Origin of the sequence: Paenibacillus selenitireducens (genome assembly GCF_002021565.1) — a bacterium.
Classification (GTDB): domain Bacteria; phylum Bacillota; class Bacilli; order Paenibacillales; family Paenibacillaceae; genus Paenibacillus_K; species Paenibacillus_K selenitireducens.
This window is the reverse complement of the sequence record NZ_MSZX01000012.1, coordinates 41,116-62,876: the sequence shown is the minus strand read 5'-3', so window position 1 is coordinate 62,876 and position 21,761 is coordinate 41,116. Positions and strand designations below refer to the sequence as shown.

The 21,761-nt window shown below is 46.3% G+C and carries 20 protein-coding genes and 5 tRNA genes; 18 read left to right on the top strand and 7 right to left on the bottom strand.

What is annotated here, in order from left to right; genetic code table 11:
• Nucleotides 1-197 precede the first annotated feature (197 nt).
• The 6 genes from BVG16_RS25165 (at nt 198) to BVG16_RS25140 (ending at nt 6,668) form a co-directional block, all read left to right on the top strand.
• Nucleotides 198-764: a GbsR/MarR family transcriptional regulator gene (locus BVG16_RS25165; protein WP_078501960.1), complete on the top strand. Its 567-nt coding sequence runs from the start codon at nt 198-200 to the stop codon at nt 762-764.
• Nucleotides 765-993: 229 nt separating this feature from the next.
• Nucleotides 994-2,112, top strand: coding sequence for an outer membrane lipoprotein-sorting protein (locus tag BVG16_RS25160; RefSeq protein ID WP_078501959.1), 1,119 nt, complete (start codon nt 994-996; stop codon nt 2,110-2,112).
• A gap of 211 nt (nt 2,113-2,323) precedes the next feature.
• A complete protein-coding gene (alr, locus tag BVG16_RS25155; protein ID WP_078501958.1) occupies nt 2,324-3,496 on the top strand; it encodes an alanine racemase in 1,173 nt (390 codons plus the stop codon).
• A 236-nt stretch (nt 3,497-3,732) separates the two neighbouring features.
• Entirely contained in the window at nt 3,733-4,014 is a 282-nt protein-coding gene (locus BVG16_RS25150) for a CopG family ribbon-helix-helix protein (RefSeq protein WP_078501957.1), read from the top strand.
• Nucleotides 4,015-4,017: 3 nt separating this feature from the next.
• Entirely contained in the window at nt 4,018-4,368 is a 351-nt protein-coding gene (locus tag BVG16_RS25145) for a type II toxin-antitoxin system PemK/MazF family toxin (RefSeq protein WP_078501956.1), read from the top strand.
• A 95-nt stretch (nt 4,369-4,463) separates the two neighbouring features.
• Nucleotides 4,464-6,668 carry a Tex family protein gene (locus BVG16_RS25140; protein WP_078502075.1) on the top strand — a complete coding sequence of 735 codons (2,205 nt, stop codon included), beginning with the start codon at nt 4,464-4,466 and terminating at the stop codon, nt 6,666-6,668.
• A gap of 71 nt (nt 6,669-6,739) precedes the next feature.
• On the opposite strand, the gene cmpA is transcribed toward BVG16_RS25140, so the two are convergent.
• Nucleotides 6,740-6,877: a cortex morphogenetic protein CmpA gene (gene cmpA, locus BVG16_RS32530; protein ID WP_144027486.1), complete on the bottom strand. Its 138-nt coding sequence runs from the start codon at nt 6,875-6,877 to the stop codon at nt 6,740-6,742.
• A gap of 89 nt (nt 6,878-6,966) precedes the next feature.
• The gene (locus BVG16_RS25135; protein ID WP_078501955.1) at nt 6,967-7,320 is read right to left on the bottom strand and encodes a hydrolase/acyltransferase; all 354 of its coding nucleotides are present in this window, start codon (nt 7,318-7,320) and stop codon (nt 6,967-6,969) included.
• Nucleotides 7,321-7,424: 104 nt separating this feature from the next.
• Here BVG16_RS25135 and BVG16_RS25130 point away from each other — a divergent pair, with 104 nt between their 5' ends.
• The 3 genes from BVG16_RS25130 to BVG16_RS25120 all read left to right on the top strand — a co-directional run bounded on the left by BVG16_RS25130 (nt 7,425) and on the right by BVG16_RS25120 (nt 8,125).
• Nucleotides 7,425-7,901 (top strand): SprT family protein, encoded by a 477-nt coding sequence (locus BVG16_RS25130; protein ID WP_078501954.1) that lies wholly within the window; start codon nt 7,425-7,427, stop codon nt 7,899-7,901.
• Nucleotides 7,902-7,949: 48 nt separating this feature from the next.
• A tRNA-Asn gene (locus BVG16_RS25125) sits at nt 7,950-8,025 on the top strand.
• 8 nt (nt 8,026-8,033) lie between these two features.
• Nucleotides 8,034-8,125 (top strand) — tRNA-Ser (locus BVG16_RS25120).
• 52 nt (nt 8,126-8,177) lie between these two features.
• Here BVG16_RS25120 and BVG16_RS25115 read toward each other — a convergent pair.
• The gene (locus tag BVG16_RS25115; RefSeq protein WP_078501953.1) at nt 8,178-8,387 is read right to left on the bottom strand and encodes a small acid-soluble spore protein Tlp; all 210 of its coding nucleotides are present in this window, start codon (nt 8,385-8,387) and stop codon (nt 8,178-8,180) included.
• 146 nt (nt 8,388-8,533) lie between these two features.
• On the opposite strand from BVG16_RS25115, the gene BVG16_RS25110 reads away from it, so the two are divergent.
• Entirely contained in the window at nt 8,534-9,451 is a 918-nt protein-coding gene (locus BVG16_RS25110; protein WP_078501952.1) for a DNA-3-methyladenine glycosylase 2, read from the top strand.
• A 14-nt stretch (nt 9,452-9,465) separates the two neighbouring features.
• Here the strand turns inward: BVG16_RS25110 and corA are convergent, their stop codons facing one another.
• On the bottom strand, nt 9,466-10,395 hold the full coding sequence (gene corA, locus BVG16_RS25105; RefSeq protein WP_078501951.1) for a magnesium/cobalt transporter CorA: 930 nt from the start codon (nt 10,393-10,395) through the stop codon (nt 9,466-9,468).
• 139 nt (nt 10,396-10,534) lie between these two features.
• Here corA and BVG16_RS25100 point away from each other — a divergent pair.
• The 3 genes from BVG16_RS25100 to BVG16_RS25090 all read left to right on the top strand — a co-directional run bounded on the left by BVG16_RS25100 (nt 10,535) and on the right by BVG16_RS25090 (nt 10,828).
• Nucleotides 10,535-10,609: transfer RNA gene (locus tag BVG16_RS25100), tRNA-Glu, on the top strand.
• A 39-nt stretch (nt 10,610-10,648) separates the two neighbouring features.
• Nucleotides 10,649-10,724: transfer RNA gene (locus BVG16_RS25095), tRNA-Lys, on the top strand.
• Nucleotides 10,725-10,746: 22 nt separating this feature from the next.
• A tRNA-Leu gene (locus BVG16_RS25090) sits at nt 10,747-10,828 on the top strand.
• A gap of 126 nt (nt 10,829-10,954) precedes the next feature.
• Here the strand turns inward: BVG16_RS25090 and BVG16_RS25085 are convergent.
• Complete coding sequence (locus tag BVG16_RS25085; protein ID WP_078501950.1) at nt 10,955-11,743, bottom strand: S-layer homology domain-containing protein; 789 nt, start codon at nt 11,741-11,743, stop codon at nt 10,955-10,957.
• 219 nt (nt 11,744-11,962) lie between these two features.
• On the opposite strand from BVG16_RS25085, the gene BVG16_RS25080 reads away from it, so the two are divergent.
• A complete protein-coding gene (locus tag BVG16_RS25080; RefSeq protein WP_078501949.1) occupies nt 11,963-13,750 on the top strand; it encodes a S9 family peptidase in 1,788 nt (595 codons plus the stop codon).
• A gap of 37 nt (nt 13,751-13,787) precedes the next feature.
• Here BVG16_RS25080 and BVG16_RS33780 read toward each other — a convergent pair whose 3' ends face one another.
• Nucleotides 13,788-13,910 (bottom strand): hypothetical protein, encoded by a 123-nt coding sequence (locus BVG16_RS33780; protein ID WP_269845616.1) that lies wholly within the window; start codon nt 13,908-13,910, stop codon nt 13,788-13,790.
• A 306-nt stretch (nt 13,911-14,216) separates the two neighbouring features.
• Here BVG16_RS33780 and phnW point away from each other — a divergent pair, with 306 nt between their 5' ends.
• The 4 genes from phnW (at nt 14,217) to BVG16_RS25060 (ending at nt 20,682) form a co-directional block, all read left to right on the top strand.
• Nucleotides 14,217-15,317 carry a 2-aminoethylphosphonate--pyruvate transaminase gene (gene phnW / locus BVG16_RS25075; protein ID WP_078501948.1) on the top strand — a complete coding sequence of 367 codons (1,101 nt, stop codon included), beginning with the start codon at nt 14,217-14,219 and terminating at the stop codon, nt 15,315-15,317.
• A 14-nt stretch (nt 15,318-15,331) separates the two neighbouring features.
• Nucleotides 15,332-16,144: a phosphonoacetaldehyde hydrolase gene (phnX, locus tag BVG16_RS25070; protein ID WP_078501947.1), complete on the top strand. Its 813-nt coding sequence runs from the start codon at nt 15,332-15,334 to the stop codon at nt 16,142-16,144.
• Nucleotides 16,145-16,384: 240 nt separating this feature from the next.
• A complete protein-coding gene (locus tag BVG16_RS25065; RefSeq protein WP_078501946.1) occupies nt 16,385-17,176 on the top strand; it encodes a DeoR/GlpR family DNA-binding transcription regulator in 792 nt (263 codons plus the stop codon).
• Between the two features lie 410 nt (nt 17,177-17,586).
• Nucleotides 17,587-20,682, top strand: a complete 3,096-nt coding sequence (locus BVG16_RS25060; RefSeq protein ID WP_078501945.1) for a discoidin domain-containing protein — start codon at nt 17,587-17,589, stop codon at nt 20,680-20,682.
• Nucleotides 20,683-20,834: 152 nt separating this feature from the next.
• Here BVG16_RS25060 and BVG16_RS25055 read toward each other — a convergent pair whose 3' ends face one another.
• Entirely contained in the window at nt 20,835-21,701 is an 867-nt protein-coding gene (locus BVG16_RS25055) for an AraC family transcriptional regulator (protein ID WP_078501944.1), read from the bottom strand.
• Nucleotides 21,702-21,761 lie beyond the last annotated feature (60 nt).

Genomic DNA, 21,761 nt, shown 5'->3' with positions numbered 1-21,761 from the left:
ACAAACTAATCAAAGCGTATCTTTACATTTTTTTTGACATTCCTTACAATAGACAAAGGCGTTATAGAGGCATAAACTGCATAAAACGCGGTATAACTATATTCACCATAATCATGGATAAACATGTAGAAATTTGTGAGGATTTGGTGGGTGAAGAATCAACAACGGGATGGATTGAGAATAGGAGGTTACAAGCAATGAGCTTGGACCATTTAAGCCAGGAGCATCAAGACAAAGTCATCAAAATACGCAAACGCGTGATCGAAGCCATTGGCCGGAGCATGGATTTATATGGCGTGACCCAGTCAACGGGCCATTTGTACGGTCTGTTATTTTTTGCGGACAAGCCCATGACATTGGACGAGATGGGCCAAGAAATGAAGATGAGTAAGACGAGTATGAGCACAAGCGTACGCACGTTGTTAGATTTACAGATGGTCAACAAGGTGTGGGAGAAGGGCTCTCGCAAGGATCTTTATGAAGTAGAGTACGATTGGTTCCAGACGTTTACGGATTACTTTGCCATCGAGTGGAGAAAATCCGTGGAGACCAGTCTTCAAATATTTCGCAAATCCATTGAGGAGATGCAAAAATTAATACAGGATGTACCGGAGGAGGACGCGATTCGACGTGTTCTAATGGAAGATCAGCGGAAGATGGAAGAAGCGGTAGGCTATTATCTGTGGTTAAATCGATTGATTGATTCGTTGGAGAGCGGAGACATCTATCAGTTGATCCCGAAGGATAATCCTAGAGATGTTTAAGCCATTGGCGTACGATGCACCTCTATCTCATACATAAGGCAAATGAAGATTTGTCGATGGATGGGGTATGAGGTGCATTTTTTATGTTGTAGAGGTAATCCCGATTAAGGGTAATTTTCCTAGCAAAAAGAAATGCTTGTCATGCTCGTCATGTTTGTCTGCATAATTGGCCAAGGTCCCTCATAGACATGTATCAATGAATTAACAATTGTGCAGAGGGGATGATTTCATGCGTCGGATCACATGGATAACAGCCATCGTGATATGCGTAACATTGTTGTTATCAGCATGCGGAACAAAAGATGCAGCATCGATCGTCAAGGATTTGGATCATGTGGTCAGCAAGTTGCAGAGCTATCAAGGAACAGGAACGATGAAGCTGTATACTGGACAACAACCACAAGAGTATCAAGTGGAAGTCTGGTACCAGAACCCATCGTACTATCGGATTGCCCTCAAAAATGCAAAAAAGGATATTACCCAAATCGTCCTGCGTAACGATGAAGGAGTGTTCGTGCTGACGCCTAGCCTGAACAAAAGTTTCCGATTCCAAAGCGACTGGCCAGAGAAGCAAGGTCAGGTCTATCTGTATCAAACATTGGTCCAAAGCATTCTATCAGACAACGCGCGTCAATTCGCTTCGGAGAAAGAGTCTTACGTGTTCGATGTGCTAGCCAATTACCAGACGAGCTCGCTTGTCCGGCAGAAAATTTGGTTAAATAAAGAAACGTATGCGCCACAGCAAGTTCAAGTGACAGATGCCAATTCCAATGTCGTCGTCGAAGTGAAGTTCGATCAATTTGCTTTCAATGCGCAATTTGAGAAGGATTCCTTCGAAATGCAGCGGAACATGACAAGTATGAACGTGGATTCGCTGCCTGCGTTGAATGAAGTGGATGAGAACGGGAATGCCGTAACTCCATCGACAGATGGCACGGCTACAACAGAACCAACGACAGAACCAACGACAGAGCCAAGCCAAGAAACAGCAGCGCCAACGAAGGTTCTAGGGCCTTTCGGTATTATTGAGCCAGGATACGTGCCAAACGGTGTCGTGCTTCAAGATTATTCTCAAATGAAAGATGACAGTAATCATTCGGTGCTTCTTCGCTATGCTGGAACCTACAACTATACGATTCATGAATCCAGACCGCAGGATCGTGAAGTCGCATTAATCGAAGGTGATAGCGTACAGCTTGACTACACCGTCGGCTTACTAACGGGAACCGAACAAAGAACGTTGACATGGACGAATGAAGGCATTATGTACAAATTAACGAGCGCAGATTTGCCGCAGGCCGAAATGGTCAACATTGCGAACTCATTGGCAGATCAGTCAGGCAAGTAACTTGAAAGCTGCACGAAAACGTACTTAAATGAAGGCTGGGCCAAGAAGCAGACGAAATGCTTCGGGCGCAGCCTTTTGTCTATACTATATGCACATAATTAGCATTTAATGGTTTCATATCCATAAAACAGCGCATTGCATTGACAGTTCCATGGCGTTACGATTAAATAATTGGAATAGGCATGTGTACTGTGAAAAGAAGGTGGAATCATTGGATTCATATTACCGCCCGACATGGGCTGAGATATCATTAGATGCATTACAACATAATATAGAGACGTTTCGTCGTGCGATTTCACCATCAACGAAGCTGCTGGCTTGTGTGAAGGCGAATGCTTATGGGCATGGCGCGATCGGTGTATCACGCGAAGCGGAACGACTTGGCATTGATTATTTGAGCGTTGCCTTTCTAGATGAAGCGATTCAATTACGCCAGGCGGGCATCAAGACGCCGATCCTCGTGTTAGGTTATACGGCACCAGAAGCCGTAACCGTCGCACAACAATTTAACGTGACATTGACCGTATTCAGCCAGGAAGTGGCAGAAGCGATTGCTCAATTGCCTGTTGATGAGAAGAAATTAAAGGTGCATGTCAAAATAGACTCCGGTATGGGACGACTCGGTCTGTTACCAGGGGAAGATGCACTTGCATTTATAGCATCCGTGCAACAAATGCCCCAAGTGGAGCTTGAAGGCATGTTTACGCATTTTTCGTGTGCGGATGAATGTGACAAGAGTTATACGATGGTGCAGTATCGTCGCTTTCAATATATGGTAGATGGGCTGCAAGCCTTGGGGATTGTTATTCCGATTATACATACAGGTAACAGCGCAACAGGAATTGACCTGCCTGAATTGACAGGCAATATGCTGCGTCTTGGCATCAGTCTGTACGGCTTGTATCCATCCGATGAGGTGGAGCAAGATCGGGTAGATTTGAAACCTGTATTATCCTTGAAAACAAAACTGGTCCGCGTTCAGTCATTGCCTGAACAATATGGCATCAGTTATGGCAAGAAGTATGTGACGAAGCGAAATGGTGAGATCATTGGGACGATGCCGATCGGATATGCTGACGGATTCTCCCGTATGATGGGCGGAAAAGTTGAAGTATTGGTACGCGGCAAACGTGTGCCTGTATTAGGGAACATCTGCATGGACCAATGTATGGTGCAGCTAAGTGAAATGGAAGAAATGAATATCGAAGCTGGTGAAGAGGTTGTTCTTGTCGGTTCCCAAGGGGAAGAGACGATCACGGTCGAAGAGCTAGCCGCACACACAGGTACGATTAACTATGAGTTCGTCTGTATGCTGGCTAGCCGAGTAGCAAGAGTCTATACACGAGATGGACAGCCGATGGATATAGACAATCGATTGCTCTGATATACTTAGTATTTATTTACCAGTAAAAACTTTGTCATTTGTTAGAGGAGTTTGGTCCCCGTTTCTAGAATGTAGTAGGGGGAAGAAGTCGATAAGTACTCGATTCGCGAGAGTATGCTTGTACAGTGATCATAGATAGTATATATACAGCATATATATTCTTTTGTATAAATTTACTTCGTTATCGACATACTGGTATTAATTGTTGTTGAAAGTTTGTGGGGGTGCGAGTAAAGGTGTCCAATATTCAGAACACGAAAAGAATCATGATTAGTCTACCGGACAATTTGTTGCAGGAAGTGGATGGGATCGTAGCAAAAGAAAACTCCAACCGTAGTGAATTTATCCGTCAAGCCATGAAATTGTATTTAATGGATCGTAAGAAACGTTATATCAGGGAATCGATGCAACGTGGCTATATGGAAATGGCCAAGATTAATTTGACCATGGCATCGGAAGCATTTTATGCGGAGGAAGATGCAGAGGACACTCTTGGACGTTTAGTGAGCGGGGTGTAACCATTGATAGTGAAGCGTGGCGACGTATTTTTTGCGGATCTCTCGCCTGTCGTCGGTTCGGAGCAAGGTGGGGTAAGACCTGTATTGATTATCCAGAATGACATCGGCAATCGCTTCAGCCCAACGGTTATTGTAGCGGCTATTACAGCGCAAATCCAAAAAGCGAAGCTGCCGACACACGTGGAAATTGATGCAGAGACCCATGGATTTGATCGGGATTCTGTCATTTTGCTCGAACAGATTCGAACCATCGATAAGCAGCGACTTACCGATAAGATTACTCATCTCGACGAGGATACCATGCGTAAAGTAGACGACGCTCTACAAATTAGCATTGGGTTGATCGAGTTTTAATGCTGCAACAATGCGAGGGTTTTTCGTACCCTTGTTTTTTTTTGTCATTTTGAGACAATAGAATGTATGATGTTGATAAAAGTGAGGGATTGTGGATGGCAGAAAAGACGACCGATGCAGGATTGCAGACGGAAGAAATGAAGGCGGCAGAGCTCGAACGCATTGTCAAACAAGTGGCAAAAGAGCTATCGCTAGCCGCAAAACAGGTACGTACAACGGTTGGATTGCTGGATGAAGGCAATACGATCCCGTTTATTGCGCGTTACCGGAAAGAAATGACGGGAGAATTGGATGAGAATCAACTACGCTCGATTGAAGAACGTCTTCAATATCTCCGTAACCTCGAAGAGCGGAAACGCGAGGTTCTTCGCCTTATTGATGAGCAAGGGAAATTGACCGAGGAACTGCAGAAGGCCATCATTGCATCGGAGAAACTTCAAGAAATCGAGGATTTATACCGTCCTTATCGTCAGAAACGGAAGACACGCGCGAGCATTGCGAAGGAAAAAGGGCTGGAGCCGTTAGCCTTATGGATTTGGGCACAGCCCAAACAAGGCCATGTGATGCAAGAGGCAACCGGATATATCGATGAAGAGAAGGGTGTATCGAGTCCAGAGGAAGCTTTGCAGGGTGCCATGGACATTCTAGCGGAGATGATTGCAGATGATGCTGCCATTCGCGCATGGGTACGGCAATATACCATTGATCAAGGCTTGCTGCGTACCGAAGCGAAGGATGCCGAGGCAGAATCCGTCTATGAAATGTATTATGCTTACCAAGAACCGATTAAGAAGCTGCCGCCGCATCGTACGTTAGCCATTAACCGGGGGGAACGTGAGGATGTTCTGAAGGTGGCCGTTGATGTGCAGAACGATCGGATACATGCCTATATGGGCAAGCGTGTCCTTCACGGAACTACCATCGTAACCGATGTGTTGAATACCATTATTGAAGATGCGTATAAACGTCTGATTGCACCGTCCATTGAACGTGAAGTGCGGAATGAATTAACGGAAAAAGCGGAGGAGCAAGCGATTCAAATTTTTGCCGGCAATCTTCGTAATTTACTGCTTCAACCGCCTGTAAAAGGAAAATGTGTCTTAGGCGTCGATCCAGCCTTTCGGACAGGTTGTAAGTTAGCTGTCGTCGATGAGACCGGTAAATTGCTCGAAGTTGCCGTTACCTATCCGACACCGCCGAACAACAAAGTAGCGGAAGCGGAAGCTACATTCAACCGACTCATTGCGAAATATGATATTGAGCTGATCGTGATCGGGAATGGTACGGCGTCCCGGGAGACGGAACAATTCGTTGTTGATGTGATGAGTAAGCTGAAGAACCGCGGGATGCAGTATTTAATCGTTAGTGAAGCGGGCGCAAGTGTATATTCGGCTTCCAAAATCGCTCAAGAAGAATTTCCGGAATTGGACGTGGCGGAACGCAGCGCAGTGTCCATTGCTCGCCGGATGCAAGATCCGCTTGCAGAACTCGTGAAGATCGATCCCAAAGCCATTGGTGTTGGTCAATACCAGCATGACGTGACACAGAAACGGCTAGAAGAAAGTCTCGGTGCTGTCGTCGAATCTGCGGTTAACCATGTCGGTGTCGATGTGAATACCGCTTCGCCGTCGCTCTTGTCATACGTGGCAGGCGTGAACAGTACAATTGCGAAGAACATCGTGAAATACCGTGAAGAGCATGGGAAGTTCACTTCGCGGAAGCAGCTTCAGAAAGTACCTCGCTTAGGGGCGAAGACCTATGAGCAGTGCATTGGCTTTATGCGGATTTCGGATGGTGATAATCCGCTCGATAAGACGCCGATTCACCCTGAATCTTATGCAGTCGTGGATCAATTGTTCCAAGAATTGCGCATGGAGCTGGAACAAGTGGGTTCGAAGGAGCTTGCCTCGACTTTAGCGGCGGTGGAACCGCAGACAATTGCCACGCAATTAGGCGTAGGTGTGCCAACCTTACGTGATATTCTGGATAGCTTGCAGCGCCCTGGACGCGATCCGCGGGAGGAATTGCCGCCGCCGATTTTCCGTACGGATGTGCTTAAACTCGAAGACTTAGCGCCAGGCATGGAGCTGCATGGTACGGTTCGGAATGTGATCGATTTTGGTGCCTTCGTCGATATCGGGATTAAGAATGACGGCCTTGTCCACATCTCGCAGCTGAGCGATCGCTTCGTGAAGCATCCGATGGATGTCGTCTCGGTTGGCGATAATGTGACCGTGTGGGTATTGAATGTCGATTTGAAGAAAGGCCGCGTAGGTCTTACCATGCGCAAGCCATCGTAGAGATATCAACCTTATCATAAAACAGGGTAGCGTCCCGAGTGACTTCCTAAGAAGTCATGGGCGCTACCCTGTTACATTTTGGACGATTCTTCGGATATAGACATCGATCTTCGCGAATAGAAGAACCAACAATCATTCAGTAGTTTAATTTGCCTGCGATCTTTCTTATGGAAGGCCTTCATGAGTTGATTGCACAGCCATTGCGGCATTGCACTTCCTCCCCCCAAAACCTGGTGTAATACTACCATATGGGCAGGGGTGGAATTCCGTGCATGTCCGAATCAGATATCGCTTAGGATTATGCTTCTGCTTCTTCCTCGTACCATTGTTCCAATTGCGCTTGAAGCGCACGGATTTCGGTAAGTAAGGAAATCAACGGGTAGCTTTTCTCTTCGACGGAAGCGAAGGATTGTTCTAAGCGATTAATATAGTTAAGACCGTTCTCGATCTTCGAGCTTTCTTGCAGTAATTCCAGGGTATCGCACTCGGCGATCGCTAGTGGTAGAACAGGTACCTCAGCTGCGGTAAGCTTGCTGACTTCTTTGTTCAGGCGTAGGTTCAGCGCACTTAATTGATAAGCGTAATCGCTAGGCATTTCAATAAATTCAAGATGATTCTGGTGTTGCAGAATAATATATCGCATCTTCGGCATGATGGTAAATCTCCCCTCGATTTTCGATCCTACTTGACAGTGTAGCCTAAGTTGACGTTACAATTCAAGAGTTAGCGGACGAGCATTGGAAGGGGAGATGGACTGTGAATGACGCGGAATTACAGGTTTGGATTGAACGGATTTCATTGGAGTTCTTCGGGATACCTTTTCGGCATCGCGCCAGATTTAATCCTCGGCTGCGTTCCACGGGCGGGCGTTATTTTCTAAAGAGCCATGATATTGAGATCAGTCCGTATCAATTGCAGGCGCATGGCCCCGAAGAAGTAGAAAAAATCATCAAGCATGAATTATGCCATTATCATCTGCATCTTCAGAAGCGAGGGTATCAGCATCGAGATCCAGAGTTTAAGGCATTGCTCGAGCAAGTAGGGGGAAGCCGGTTTTGCAAAAACCTGCCTACGACCATTCAACCCAAAAGGAAAACCGAGCCTTATCGTTATAAGCTAATTTGTGAGCTGTGTGGGATGTCTTATTTGCGTAAACGTCGAATAGACCCCCGTCGATACGCTTGCGGGAAATGCCAAGGTCGACTTCAACTTTATTCCATAAAAGGGACTTGACATCGTTTCCTAATCATGATAAATTAATTTATGTCACTTTCGAAATATTCCCTGATAGCTCAGTTGGTAGAGCACTCGACTGTTAATCGAGTTGTCACAGGTTCGAGTCCTGTTCGGGGAGCCATTTCTTTTGGAGAGATACCCAAGTGGCTATAAGGGGACCCTCTGCTAAGGGGTTAGACTGCGTAAGCGGTGCGAGGGTTCGAATCCCTCTCTCTCCGCCATACATATGTACTTGCAAAGAGCCTGTGAAGGCTCTTTTTTTCATACGCTCATTTAAGTCTCGTCATGATATTCTTCTTCAAATCCTTCGATCGCTCTTTTGCGTTTTGTGTTTTTTTGCTGCAAATTATTTACTTCCGTGCTGGAAATTTCTTCGGCATGCTCGTCTAAATAAGCATTGGTTTCTTGGATGTTGTGTCGCGTGTTCTCAATGGCGTTTTTGATTTTTTTTGCGTTGTCTGAGCGGTCATCGGGTTTCGCCATGGTAAGGCCTCCTTGGGGTTTATTTATTATTTGGTGGTATTCCTGTAGGCCGTAGCCACTCATAAGATGCCATGACAAAGTTGTTCTTATACATGGTTGAAGAGGATGTAAAAAGCTGTGAATCGAGAGGGAGGCTGTTCTAGAAGATGGAGTCGATGAGCTTGGATATTTTTCCGTGTGCACCGTATGACTTTTCCAAAATGATCCGGAGGCTGCAGGGTGTAAATCATGAAATGTATCGAATTCGTGGGGAGCAATTGATTCGGACGATCCGCTATGAGGGGCATGTATTGGTGATGCAGGCTGAATCCGTGGGGACGGTAGACGAACCTAAGCTTCGGATTGAGTTGCATGGTTCGAATATGGAAAACCTGGATCGAGAGGGACTGAAGCGTTATTTGGAGACAATTCTGTCCACATCCTTGGATATTCAAGCTTTTTATGATCATCTGGCTGAGGATGCAAGGCTTGAACCGCTGGCGGAGCGTTTCTACGGTTTACGTTTCATTCTGGAAGCCGATTTATTCGAATGTATGGCGAAGACCATTATCGGACAGCAGCTGAATTTGGCATTCGCCTCGACATTGAATCGACGGTTGATGGAGGTAGCGACGAAGCCCGTACATTGGGAAGGAATGGAGCTGCCTGTGTTCCCTTCCTGTGAAGATGTAGCTCGCTTGGAGTATAGTCAATTAAGGGAACTTCAGTACAGCCAACGGAAAGCGGAATATGTCATTGATTTTGCTCGTCTGGTTGCCGACGGAGGATTGGATTTGAAACGGCTCCATTCAGAAACGAATGAGGAAATCGTAGCAAGTTTGTCGAAGCTAAGAGGGATAGGCCGTTGGACGGCGGAATGTTTCCTGATGTTTGGCATGGGACGGACAGATTTGTTGCCTGCGGCGGATATCGGGTTACGGAACGGTGTGAAAAAGTTGTATGGGTTATCTGAGCGGCCAACAGAGGCGGAGGTACGTGACATCGGAGCCGCGTGGGCTCCATGGTCAAGTTATATTACCTTTTATGTCTGGGAAACATTAAATGATAAAGTAAAGACATCGTGAGGCTTATCCGAAGATCAAAGCCACTTTTTTCGTTTGAAATAGAAAAAGAGCGAACCTGCGACAACCGCCATGATGATGAGAACGACGGGATAACTGAACTTGAACTTCAATTCCGGCATAAATTCGAAATTCATCCCATACAGACCTGATAAGAACATGAGGGGGAGGAAGATCGCGCTAAAGATGGTCAGCGTCTTCATAATTTCGTTCATTCGGTCGGATTTCATGCTCATTTGCATTTCCATTAAGCTATTCAAGGACTCTCTGAAAATATCGATGGAATCAATCGCACGAGAAATATGATCATAAATATCCATATAGTACACATGAGTTTCTTGCTTGGTATATGGGAACTCTTGATGACTGATCGAGCTGATCAGCGTTTTCTCATCTGCAAGGATGCGGCGAATCCGGTGAAGAGCACGCTTTTGCTTAAATACCTGCTGTGATATTTTGACGTAAGGGTCTCGATATATCGCTTGTTCATAATGCTCTAACTTGTTCTCGATCTCGTTGATACTATCGACGAATTGATCCACGCAACGATCCAGAATGGAATATAGGATGCGGCCAGTATGGTCGATTCGACCTTCAATGCGCTGGAACTCCTCCACTAAATCGTTCATTAAAGGGAGTTCGTGTTGGCACATCGTTACGATATAATTTGTCCCGACAACTATATCAAGTTCAATGGGTTTATAGGTATGTGCCAGGGTATAAAAAGTAATCAGGACATTATCACGGTATTGATCCAGCTTCGGACGTTGATTCTGCTTGATACAGTCTTCGATAAGCAGCGGGTGGCATTGGAACATATCGAGCAGAACATGGTTGATTTCTTCCGTTGTGGGCTGCGATAGATTAATCCACACGATTTCGTGGTCTAGTGGTATTCGCAAGGGAGCTTTGGACACGCTGTGGGTCTCCCGATTATAGATGAGCATCCTTTGCACACCTCCGTATTTTTGGACTCATTATACCATAGGAGACCCATTCGGAAAAAAAGTTCAAAAAAACACTTGCCATGTCCAAGAAATTCTGATAATATAAATTTTGTTGTCACGTTGTGATGCATGATAATAAGGCCCGTTGGTCAAGGGGTTAAGACACCTCCCTTTCACGGAGGTAACAGGGGTTCGAATCCCCTACGGGTCACCATTTCTTAACTGAGCATTTACTTCTTTGTTCAGACATTAAGAGCCATTAGCTCAGTTGGTAGAGCACCTGACTTTTAATCAGGGTGTCGAAGGTTCGAGTCCTTCATGGCTCACCAGTTTTATATTTCCTCGTAACATGCGGTCGTGGTGGAACGGCAGACACGCTATCTTGAGGGGGTAGTGCCCATAGGGTGTGCGGGTTCAAATCCCGCCGACCGCATTATAGTACAGATAAGTTAAGCCCTTGATATTCAAGGGCTTTTTTTGTTGCTTATATAAGTTGTGTGATAACGTATTTGCATGCATCTACGTAAATGAAGTTTTGTCTATTAAAGAATCTCTAAGCTTACCCCTCTACGGACATCGTCTTAAACAATCGGTGTAGGATGGTTGCGGCCTCCGCACGCGTCACCTTATCCATCGGTCTGAAATAGCCGTCGGCGCCATCCATGATGCCTGCCTTGGTTAGGGTATAGAAGGCCAGGGCTTTGGTATCTTGAAAATCGCCGCCGTACGTAAGCTCTCCTTCATATTCGTCAATGAAGAAAACAGGCGAATTCAACGTATATTCAGTATCAAAGTCGCTGCGCTGAACCGTACGTGCCTTGACGTCCTTATACGTTCGAATGTGGTTGATTACCTCTTGCGTATCAGGCTCGTCCGCCGGATGGAGCGCTGACGTTAGCGCATAAAGATAGATTAGGAATTGGACGCGGGTCATTTGCTTATCAGGTGCAAAGTAAAAATCATACCGATAGTCATTTTTAGGCAGGTTGATATACTTCACGCGTTCAGCATACAGGTAGACGTCATCATTAAACAAGGTCGTCACATCTTTGGCCGCCCAATGCTTCTTGGTATCGATATAGTAGGAAGGTTCATTAGAACTATGATCCACGTTAGGAAACAACAAGCGGTACATATGTGCAAACTCAGCTTTGGTCACCGGATTACTCGGTTTGAATGTACCATCGGGGTATCCGCCGATGACCTCTTTATCCAGCATAAAGCTGATCGAATCGAGCGCCCATCCGTACTTTTGCGAGTCTATATCGTCCAATACGCTCGCGGCGAAGGCGGGGGTGGCGGAAAACAGCGATGCGGCCGTGCATAGTGCGATGAACTTCTTTTTCATCTGTGGTCTCTCCTTGTTGGTTCGTCTAGAGGATAATCTCTCCTATTACATTCACCTGGTTGTGTATATTTTCCTTTATTTTGTGCGACGGAATGCATTTTTAGAGGTGATGTTTGGTGGAAAATACCATATAATTGAAACTAGAATTCTCTCGCGATTTTCTAACATCGGTCAAATTTAGTTAGTACATGACAGATTTAATGAAGAGGCGGTGTAGACATGATTTCTTTTCCAAAACCCGATGTAGAGCAGTTTTTCCGGATGTATCTTATTACGAGTTTTGCTGTGAGCAAGGATGAGAAGCGGGTCGTATTTAGCTCCAACATGAACGGTAAGTTTAATTTATGGGCAATCGATTTGCCGCATGCTTATCCGTATCCGCTGACGTATTGCAATCAGACAAGCAATTTCATCAAATTCGACCCCGAAGGCAGGCATATTCTTACAGGTTTTGATCGTGACGGGGATGAGAACTACCATCTCTATGCCATCAAACCGGAAGGTGGACAACCGTACCCACTTCGTCCAGCGAGTCCAGAGGATAAGTTCTTTTTCGCTCATTTGTCTGAGGATGGGGAACGGATCTATTACAACACAAGCCAGCATAATCCGCAGTACCTGAATACACACCGCTACAATTTGCAGACCCAGGAGGATGAACTGTTATGGACAGGGGAGCACGCAAGCACTTGGCTTGCGGCCGTCAGTCCGGATGAGTCGCGATGGATTATGCAAAAGCATTTCGCGAATACCTATATCGTTGGTTACCTAAAAGAAGGTGATGAGCTCGTATGTCTTACGCCTTCTGCTGATGTGGACCACACAACGTCCAGCTTTGTATTTATCGATAACTATACCGTGCTATTCGTTACGAATTATGAGGATGAGAATGCTTATGTGGCTTCGTATTCGTTGGATACGAAAGAGTTCCGGGTCGTATGTAAAATCGATCATGAGAACGTATCTGAAATCAAGTGGCACAAAGAATCCCGGACGATCTATATCGTGACGGAACAAAGCGTTGAAGATCAGATGTACGCCTATTCGCTGGATCAGGGGGAGCTCCAACCTTTATCGAATATACCCGTCTCGGTGATTGAACAAGTTCATGTGGCTGCATCCGGGCATGTGTATATTCTAGGGCGGAGTGCAACGACAGCCCTTAATATTTATGTGCTGCAAGATGGTGAATGGACGATGCTGACGCAGAACCGCGTAACCGGTTTATCGAAGGAAGAGTTGGTTGAGCCGGAAATCGTACAATATAACTCGTTTGATGGGCTGCCTATTGAGTCCTTGCTATTCCGCGCGAAGCCGGAAGTGTCGAATGGTTATACCATTTTCTGGCCGCATGGCGGTCCGCAAGCTTCGGAACGGAAGTTTTTCCGGTCCATGTTCCAATTCTTGCTTGCCAATGGCTATACGATTTTTGCGCCGAATTTCCGGGGAAGTACGGGTTACGGTGCGAGCTTCGTCAAAATGGTAGAGGGCGACTGGGGGGAAGGGCCGCGTCTGGACTGCGTTGCTGGGATTGAATGGCTGTTCGAGAACAACATCTCAGAACGGGATAAATTGTTCGTCGTCGGCGGCAGTTATGGCGGATACATGACGTTGTTGCTTGCTGGACGCCATGCCGATTATTTCCGTGCAGCGGTCAATATTTTTGGTGTGAGCAACTTGTTTACATTCATTGAATCCGTACCGGATCATTGGAAACCGGTCATGAAGCGCTGGCTGGGAGATCCGATTGAAGATAAAGAACGACTAACCAAAGACAACCCGATTACATACTTGGATCAGATGGTGAAGCCGATGCTTGTGATTCAAGGGGCGAATGATCCGCGCGTTGTGAAGGCGGAGTCGGATCAGATCGTTGAAGCACTACAGCAAAAAGGCGTCGAAGTGGAATACCTCGTGCTTGATGACGAGGGTCACGGATTTTCGAAGAAAGAGAACGAAATCGCCGTGTACCGTAAGATGCTGCAGTTTTTGGATGCTCATAAGTAGAAATATAGCTATAAGCTATCCTAAGTGTTTTCCTATGTTAAAAATCCTCGCTTTCATCGTAGCGGGGATTTTTCCTTTTCTTCTCCATGTCTGCCTTGGTTGGTAGGTCCTCCCCACGATGTTTTTGATTCTTCATCCCTGTACATCCGTGTTGTTTCATGTGGGTTTACTCCCTTTTGGGAGGATTTTTTATTTTATTCTAGGTTGATTTGAATGGGGGCGAAAAGTTGCGGAATGTTAGCGGAATATCATGATTTGTTAACGCAAGGTTAAATCTTTTCAACCCTCTTGAACTTTAAGATTATTCGCAGTATATTCAGTCTATAAACAACAACATTTAATAACAAACCACATTAATCAACATTCACCTTTTGCTTATTGCGTACAGATTTGAATGAGCGTGCAGCAGATATGTCACTCATAAATAACAAGTCATGGGGATGCCGTGGCAGGAGGAGATTTATTTATGGAAAAGCATTACGTACTACTTACGCCAGGACCATTAACCACAACAGCGTCGGTCAAAGAGGTGATGTTGAAGGATTGGTGTACATGGGATGATGACTACAAGCAGATCGTGCAATCGATTCGGGCGAAACTGCTCGATGTAGGCCGAGCTTCCTCGGACAACTATACGTCGGTTCTTATGCAAGGAAGCGGCACATTCGGGGTTGAGGCATGTATCGGTACGGCGGTGCCGAAGGACGGCAAGCTGCTGGTCATCGTGAACGGAGCGTATGGCCAACGAATTCAGGAAATCGCAGACGTACTTGGCATTGCGAATCGCGCCTTGGTATGTACGGCGGACCAACAACCGGATATCGACGCTGTTGATGCGATTTTGGTGGATGATGCTTCGATAACCCATGTTGCATTTGTGCATTGCGAGACGACGACCGGCATTCTGAATCCGCTCGAATCGCTCGTTGAGGTCGTGAAGAAGCATGGGAAAACGGTCATTGTGGATGCGATGAGCAGCTTTGGAGGGATTCCGATTGACGTCGAGGAGTTAGGCATTGATTTTCTAATTAGCAGTGCGAATAAGTGTATTCAAGGTGTTCCAGGCTTTAGCTTTGTAATCTGTAGAACCGATGCGCTGGTCAATTGTAAAGGAAATGCGAGATCCCTATCTCTTGATTTATATGATCAATGGAAGGTCATGGAGGCAGAGCCAGGGAAATGGCGGTTTACTTCGCCGACGCATGTGGTTCGTGCTTTCTATCAAGCATTACATGAATTAGAAGCTGAAGGCGGCGTGGATGTGCGGTTTACTAGATATTACGAGAACCAGCGGACACTCGTCAAAGGGATGGAAGCGGCAGGACTGCAAGCGTATCTGCCACCATACTTGCAGTCGCCGATTATCACAACGTTCCTGTATCCGTCGTTTGAAGGTTTTAGCTTTGAGTCCTTATATATGTTCCTAAAAGAACATCATTTCGTGATATACCCTGGGAAGCTTAGCGATGCGCAAGTATTCCGTATTGGTACGATTGGAGATGTCCAACCGGAAGATATCGAGCGATTATGTGATGCCGTACAACAATATGTCCAAAAAATGAAGTAAGGAGAATGCATACAATGAAGGTACAAGGTGTTATTTTTGACTGGGCGGGAACAACGGTAGATTACGGCTGCATGGCTCCGGTACATGTGTTTCTAGATATTTTTAGATCCAAAGGGATAGAGCCCACACTTGAGGAAGTTCGCGGGCCGATGGGATATTTGAAATGGGATCATATCAAGACCATGTTGGAAATGCCTCGGATTGGCAAGCAGTTCGAGGAACAAGTCGGTCGCCCTTATACCGATGGGGATGTCGATGAGATGCACGATGAATTCGAACCGAAGCTACTCTCGATTCTGAATCGTTTTGCCGATCCTATTGCACATGTTGTTGATGCTGTAGCCGAATTGCGCTCCCAAGGGATCAAAATCGGGGGTACCACAGGTTATAATGATACGATGATGAGCATTGTCGCTCCGAAAGCCGAAGAAAACGGTTATGCGCCAGACTTCTGGTTAACCCCGGATTCGGTGCATGGGAAAGGCCGTCCATATCCATACATGGTCTTCGAGAACATCGTTCGGTTAGATATGGGAATGCCAGCGCAGGTTGTGAAGGTCGGTGATACCACTTCAGATATGCAGGAAGCCCGCAATGCTGGGGTATGGGCCGTGGGTGTGCTTCGAGGAAGTTCGATGATGGGATTCACCCAAAAAGAAGTCCAAGTGATGGCACCCGACGTGCTCCAACAGCATTTGGATGCAGCCAGAATGAAATTCATGGAGAGCGGCGCGCATTTCGTGATCGAAGATATGTCTCAATTGCAAGATACAATTCGTCTGATCAACGAAAAATTGGCTGAGGGCGAAAGACCTACAGTCGCTTAAAGGTGAACTTGATGCAGGCATAAGGTGTTCTGCGATCGCTTAAAGGTGAACTTGATTCAGGCATGAGGTGTTCTGCGATCGGTTAAAGGTGAACTTATTGCAGTGATGAGGTGTTCTACGATCGGTGTAGAGCACCTTTTCTCACAATAGGATCGTGCGGATGAAGCGGATTTGGGGTCAACTATGCCGGATGGAAGTCATTTGGTATAATTGGAGCAAAGAATTCAGGGGGGTAGAAAGGTGTCACTCGCAGGTGAAGAAAGAAAAAAGAGCATTATGACACTGCTGAATGAGCAAGGGAAAGTGAATGTCACCGAGTTGTCGCAGAAGTTCGAAGTATCGACGGAAACGATTCGGCGCGACTTGGATGAACTCGAGAAAGAAAATAAGCTCAAAAAAGTGTATGGTGGCGCGATCCGATATAAAGCGGAGATTGAACCGCCGCATGTAGAGCGAGAGTCTCTTCATACCGATGCCAAGCGCAAGATTGGGAGCCTCGCTGCTCAATTGATTGATGACAACGATTTTATCTTGATCGACGAGGGAAGTACGGCGCTCCAAATCATTCATCACTTGGAGGATAAACGTCACATAACGATTCTTACCTGCTCCATTCCGGCGCTCACCCTACTGATCGAATACCAGAAGCGGGGCTCTTTTGACGGGAAGATTATTTTCATCGGCGGGGAAGTGAATGCGAAGCATATGCGCGTGTCGGGTTCCATTGCGGAGAAAACACTCGATGATTTCTATGTGAATAAAGCATTTATTTCTGTCGATGGGATTAGCCTTGAGCATGGGATTACCAGTTATGATTATGATAAAGCCAATTTCACCCGCAAAATGATCAGCTGTTCCGAGACGACGATCGTATTAGCGGACCAATCCAAAATCGACAAGCGCTCCGTATCCAAAATTGCTGAGCTGGCAGAAGTGGACCAGATCATATCCGACCAAGCACCTCCAAGCCATTGGGTGACGTCACTTGCAGCAATGAATGTCCAATGGGTGGATTCTAAGGGTATGGCATAGACATAACAGCCCTAGCAGGGCTAAAGGATTCACCCGAGGTCATCTGTATAAGATGGCTTTTTTTGTTATGCAATGAAATAAGAAGAGAAGACCTCTGGATGCAATCCGAAAAGATGAAAGTCATTTTCAACTATGAAACGTAACATTGTGGTATAGATAATCTGTTGGATGATTCTTACAATGAGACGTAAGATCGTAGCCGATGGATAAACTCGAATGGATAAAATCAAATGGACACTCTACAGGAGGCCTGATAACGAAGAAGTACATCGTTCTTAAAGGAGGTAATTTGTAAGCGTCTTCAATAGCGGGAAGGCCACAAGGTCTGGGATGAAAGCGATAAGCCGATAACATTGCGCTACTTGATCTGTTTTGACTAGAACAGTTATAGAACTAGAGGAGGCATTTATGTGATCAACCGAATTCGAACGAGGCATTTGGCAGTTCTCCTGGTCATGGTGTTAGGCAGTTCGTTATGGCCTGGGTGGAGTGCTGCGGCGTCAGCAAGTTTAGAATCTGAAGCTTTATTCACGAAGAAGAACAATATAGTGCAAGCAACTAACGGTAAATATCAGATTACCTATGATCTCTCGACAGGAACAGGTGATTTCTCGTGGTCGGGTACGACATTGATCCAAAAATTTCACTCGGATGCGAAGGCAGCCGGAAGTGACCAACGCTTAAGTTCGCTGGATGCGGTCACACGGACAGCTTCGTGGCAAGACTTGAAGGATGAGCCCTACGGGAAAAAGGGGAAGAGGCTTACAATCGTGAACACGTTAGCCTCAGGAGCAACACTCGATGTGAATTTTTATATGTATCCGAAAGTTTCTTACGTTCTTATGGATATGCAGGTTCATGACGAGAACGGACAAACGATTGAAATCCTGGAGCCCGTATCAGCAGATAATCTAGACATTGGCGCAGGTACGGACAAACGCATTTTTACGACCCCGTATACGAATAATTTTGACTTTGGCGTAGCTCCCGTGGACCAATTTGGCAAAAGCCAGAATGGAGCAGACCGCTTCCACGGCGAGGAATTGAAGTGGGAGAAGTTCAATGGCATCAGTCATTGGGTAGCCTCGATGTTCGATAATGAGGGCAAGCAAGGTTTCGTAGCTGGTGCCGCTACCGTCCAGCAATGGAAGAGCAGTCAGAAGCTCGGTGAGGCCACAACAAAAAATGGTGCGCTCAGTTCCTTCTCGATGTATAACTGGGGAGGCTCTCAGCACGGTACAGCGGTAACTTCGGACAAGTTCTTCTTAGGTTATTATGACGATTATCAGCAAGGCCTTGAGGAATACGGCAGCGTGTACAACATGGGGGAACCGCATATGAAGTGGGAAGGTGAGGTGCCTATGGGGTATAACACGTTCTATTCTCATGATAGCTATGCAACCGCAGAAGCCATGTATCCGATGGTCGATTATGTGGCAGAGCATTTGAAGCCGCTTGGTTACCAGTACTTCAATTTGGATGGGGGATTCCAGCCAGAGGGTGGGATTGCCTTTGAGCAAGCGATGACCAAGTTCGCCGATTATGTTCATACCAAAGGGCTGAAGGTTGGCGGATATTTGACACCGTTCACGATATATGAGGGGTGGTTGGACCTTCCTGTGGAAGGGACGAACCTAACGCATCGGGATATTTGCCTACGCGATGAGCAAGGGAATTTAATCAAGACGTATTTGAATACCTATGCGTTAGACATGACACATCCCGTAGCTCAACAAGTCGTCAAGCGAAACGTTGATAACTATATACAATGGGGCTATGACTATCTGAAGCTGGATTTTATCGATATGGGCATGTATGAAGGCAAGCACTACGACCCAACGGTGAACGGCGTGCAGAATTACCGTATTGGATTAGGGATTATTCGTGATGCGGTACTAGCGGCAGACCGTCCGATTTACATTAATGAATCTATTGCACCGTTGTTGCCTGCTGCATTTGCCCATGGTAGAAGAGCTGCCTGCGACACCTCTTTGGGCGTGGCAAGTTACTCCGGTATTGAGAGACAAGCCATGAATAGCGCAGCTTCCTGGTGGACCAATGGAACCTTATATGCCTACAACGATCCGGATATGTATATTCCGGAATACGTGATTCAAGGCTTTTGGAACAAATACGGCCAGAGCGACGCGAAGCTGCTGGCGACGACCGTTGCGTTGGGCGGCGGCCATTGGCTCCTCGGGGATAATCTTCCGTTTATCGCCGATGATCGATGGAAATGGGTGGAGAACCGTGACTTATTGGCGCTTGTGAAGCAAGGCAATGCAGCGAAACCGGTGAGCATGAGCAATTTCTATCATCAAGAGGAGCATGCACCTGCTGTTATCTACACCTCGGATGCCGAAGGAAACCGTATTGTTGGGCTTTCGAACTGGACGACGGAGGCGCAGGAGCTCACCGTTCAACTTGAAGATATAGGCCTAAAACCGAACCAAAAATATAACCTAACTGAACTATACAGCGAAAATTCTCTCGGTACGGCAACAGGAAGCTTATCGTATAAGCTGCCGGCCAAAGGGACAGCGATCATTCGAATCGCAAAAGGAAAAGGCACTGCTTCTGAGGAGGGCTCCAAGAATCTTGCTTTAGGTAAACCTGTTCAAGCCTCGTCAACTTGGGCGGATTCTGGCTATGAGGCTGCGCGTATCACGGATGGAGATGCAGCAACGCGCTGGAGTGCGGCGGATGGGCAATTAAACGATCAATGGGTTGAAGTGGATTTCGGGCAAAATACGGAACTCAATCAGGTTGTGATCAAAGAATTCAGAGACCCGAATTTCAAAATTGCGACTTATTCGCTGCAATATTGGGATGGCGCGAACTTTAAGGACATCACGAAGGGATTCATGATCGGTGATAACCGAACGTTTACCTTCCCAACCCTTACGACATCCAAAATTCGATTGATGATCAAGACAAGTTACGGCATACCGTCCATCTATGAAATCGAAGCATATCGTACGAAGGACACGGTTGGCAGCCGGATTGATCAAGATAGTAGTCATGCCGACTACGCCTACTATTCTGATATTCGGGCGAACACTCAGCGTATGCAAGTATTTACGTTAAATCACGCTGATCTTCCGAAATTAGACATCTACATCTATGAAAGCTATAAAAATGCGGTACCGAAAGACGCGTATTATTTCGATCTGGTGACCTTAGATGAGGACAATAATCCGGTCGATACGCTGTTCTCGGCTTCGCTGTCGCCGTATAACATCCCGGGATCCGTATCTCCGTATTCGATCTATCCGAAGTTAAAAGGGCTGGATGTGACGAAGAAATACGGTCTGATCCTTAAATCTCCGAAATCGGAATATACAGACAGCACAGATAATAACTATGGGTTCGCTTATAGCGACCAAAATCCTTATGCCAATGGGTTCGCCAGATTGTCATTGGACGGCGGCCGCACTTGGGTGAACGAAGATCAGCGAGATCTGTTATTTACGCTGTATACGGCGGATTCTTGGGATCGCCAATAGCTGAAGAAGCGGCTCCGCAATAACGGAGCCGCTTTTTTTACCAGAAGAAAGTATAAGTTTTCGTCATCCGAAAATGACTTTCTTCTTGGTGATAAAACCTACATCTAATCGCGGTCGCTCATCTTCGTATGGACCGAGGGTAGAGGTTTTTCTCACAATTGAGCCCTTTTTGGATGTAAACGATACTGACTTGGACTAACACCATAGTAGGTGCTGAAATGCCGTGTGAAAGGATGTATGGATAGATATCCGAGTTTATCTGCAACAGCTGTCACGCTGAGATCACTCTCCACGAGGAGATGAGCCGCCCGAATCATTCTTAATTTATGATGGTATGCCTTGGGGGTAAGGCCCGTTTCCCTTAGGAAAAGCTCATGGAAATACGTTCGTTTGAGCCCGCAGAATTGCGACCATGTTTCTACCGACTCTTTTCGATCGGGATGTTCATTCAAATGAGCAAGCAGCCGAACGATGCGGTAGTCCGTAGGTTGGTGCGTATGGATCGTATTGTACCAATTCAGTATCCAGGCATACAGCAGGCTGTTCGCGGCCTCGTGGTGATAGAAGCGGGATTCGCTGAAGGTATTCGCGATCACGATGAACAAATCATAAAGCAGTGGATAGGGCTGCAGGGAGAACAGACATGGCAGAGCATCAAGTTCTTCACAAGAAAACACCGTTGCCAGCGCGTCGGCTTGGAATCGATCCGGAGCAAAAGCAAAGGAGCGGTTAACCGACAACGGCTGTACCGATTCCCATAGATCGCAGTACAAATTGTACGAAGCCAAGGGATGCTGCGAAGAAATATGGAAGGCGTGCGGTTGACCAGGACGCAGGAATACAAGCGTTCTTTTGTCAATCGGGTAGCGTCTACCATCAACCTCCATCTCGCCAGGACCATCGGTGAACAGATGAAAGGCATATACATTGCAGGTACGGAGGCGTTCGCTTGAGCTTCCGTCATATAAGTAGGTTAAGGAATCCCCAACATAGGGTGTCATTTCAGATAAAAGTTTCAATTGAACTCCTTCTTTCCATGTTCATTGATGCAATTTTTAGCGGATGAATCGTCAAATGAA

Coding starts and splice junctions, on each gene's coding strand:
- BVG16_RS25165 (WP_078501960.1), top strand. CDS start 198: ATGAGCTTGGACCATTTAAGCCAGGAGCATCAAGACAAAGTCATCAAA.
- BVG16_RS25160 (WP_078501959.1), top strand. CDS start 994: ATGCGTCGGATCACATGGATAACAGCCATCGTGATATGCGTAACATTG.
- BVG16_RS25140 (WP_078502075.1), top strand. CDS start 4,464: ATGGCAGAAAAGACGACCGATGCAGGATTGCAGACGGAAGAAATGAAG.
- cmpA (WP_144027486.1), bottom strand. CDS start 6,877: ATGCCGCAATGGCTGTGCAATCAACTCATGAAGGCCTTCCATAAGAAA.
- BVG16_RS25135 (WP_078501955.1), bottom strand. CDS start 7,320: ATGCCGAAGATGCGATATATTATTCTGCAACACCAGAATCATCTTGAA.
- BVG16_RS25115 (WP_078501953.1), bottom strand. CDS start 8,387: ATGGCGAAACCCGATGACCGCTCAGACAACGCAAAAAAAATCAAAAAC.
- BVG16_RS25110 (WP_078501952.1), top strand. CDS start 8,534: ATGGAGTCGATGAGCTTGGATATTTTTCCGTGTGCACCGTATGACTTT.
- corA (WP_078501951.1), bottom strand. CDS start 10,395: ATGCTCATCTATAATCGGGAGACCCACAGCGTGTCCAAAGCTCCCTTG.
- BVG16_RS25085 (WP_078501950.1), bottom strand. CDS start 11,743: ATGAAAAAGAAGTTCATCGCACTATGCACGGCCGCATCGCTGTTTTCC.
- BVG16_RS25080 (WP_078501949.1), top strand. CDS start 11,963: ATGATTTCTTTTCCAAAACCCGATGTAGAGCAGTTTTTCCGGATGTAT.
- BVG16_RS33780 (WP_269845616.1), bottom strand. CDS start 13,910: ATGAAACAACACGGATGTACAGGGATGAAGAATCAAAAACATCGTGGG.
- phnW (WP_078501948.1), top strand. CDS start 14,217: ATGGAAAAGCATTACGTACTACTTACGCCAGGACCATTAACCACAACA.
- phnX (WP_078501947.1), top strand. CDS start 15,332: ATGAAGGTACAAGGTGTTATTTTTGACTGGGCGGGAACAACGGTAGAT.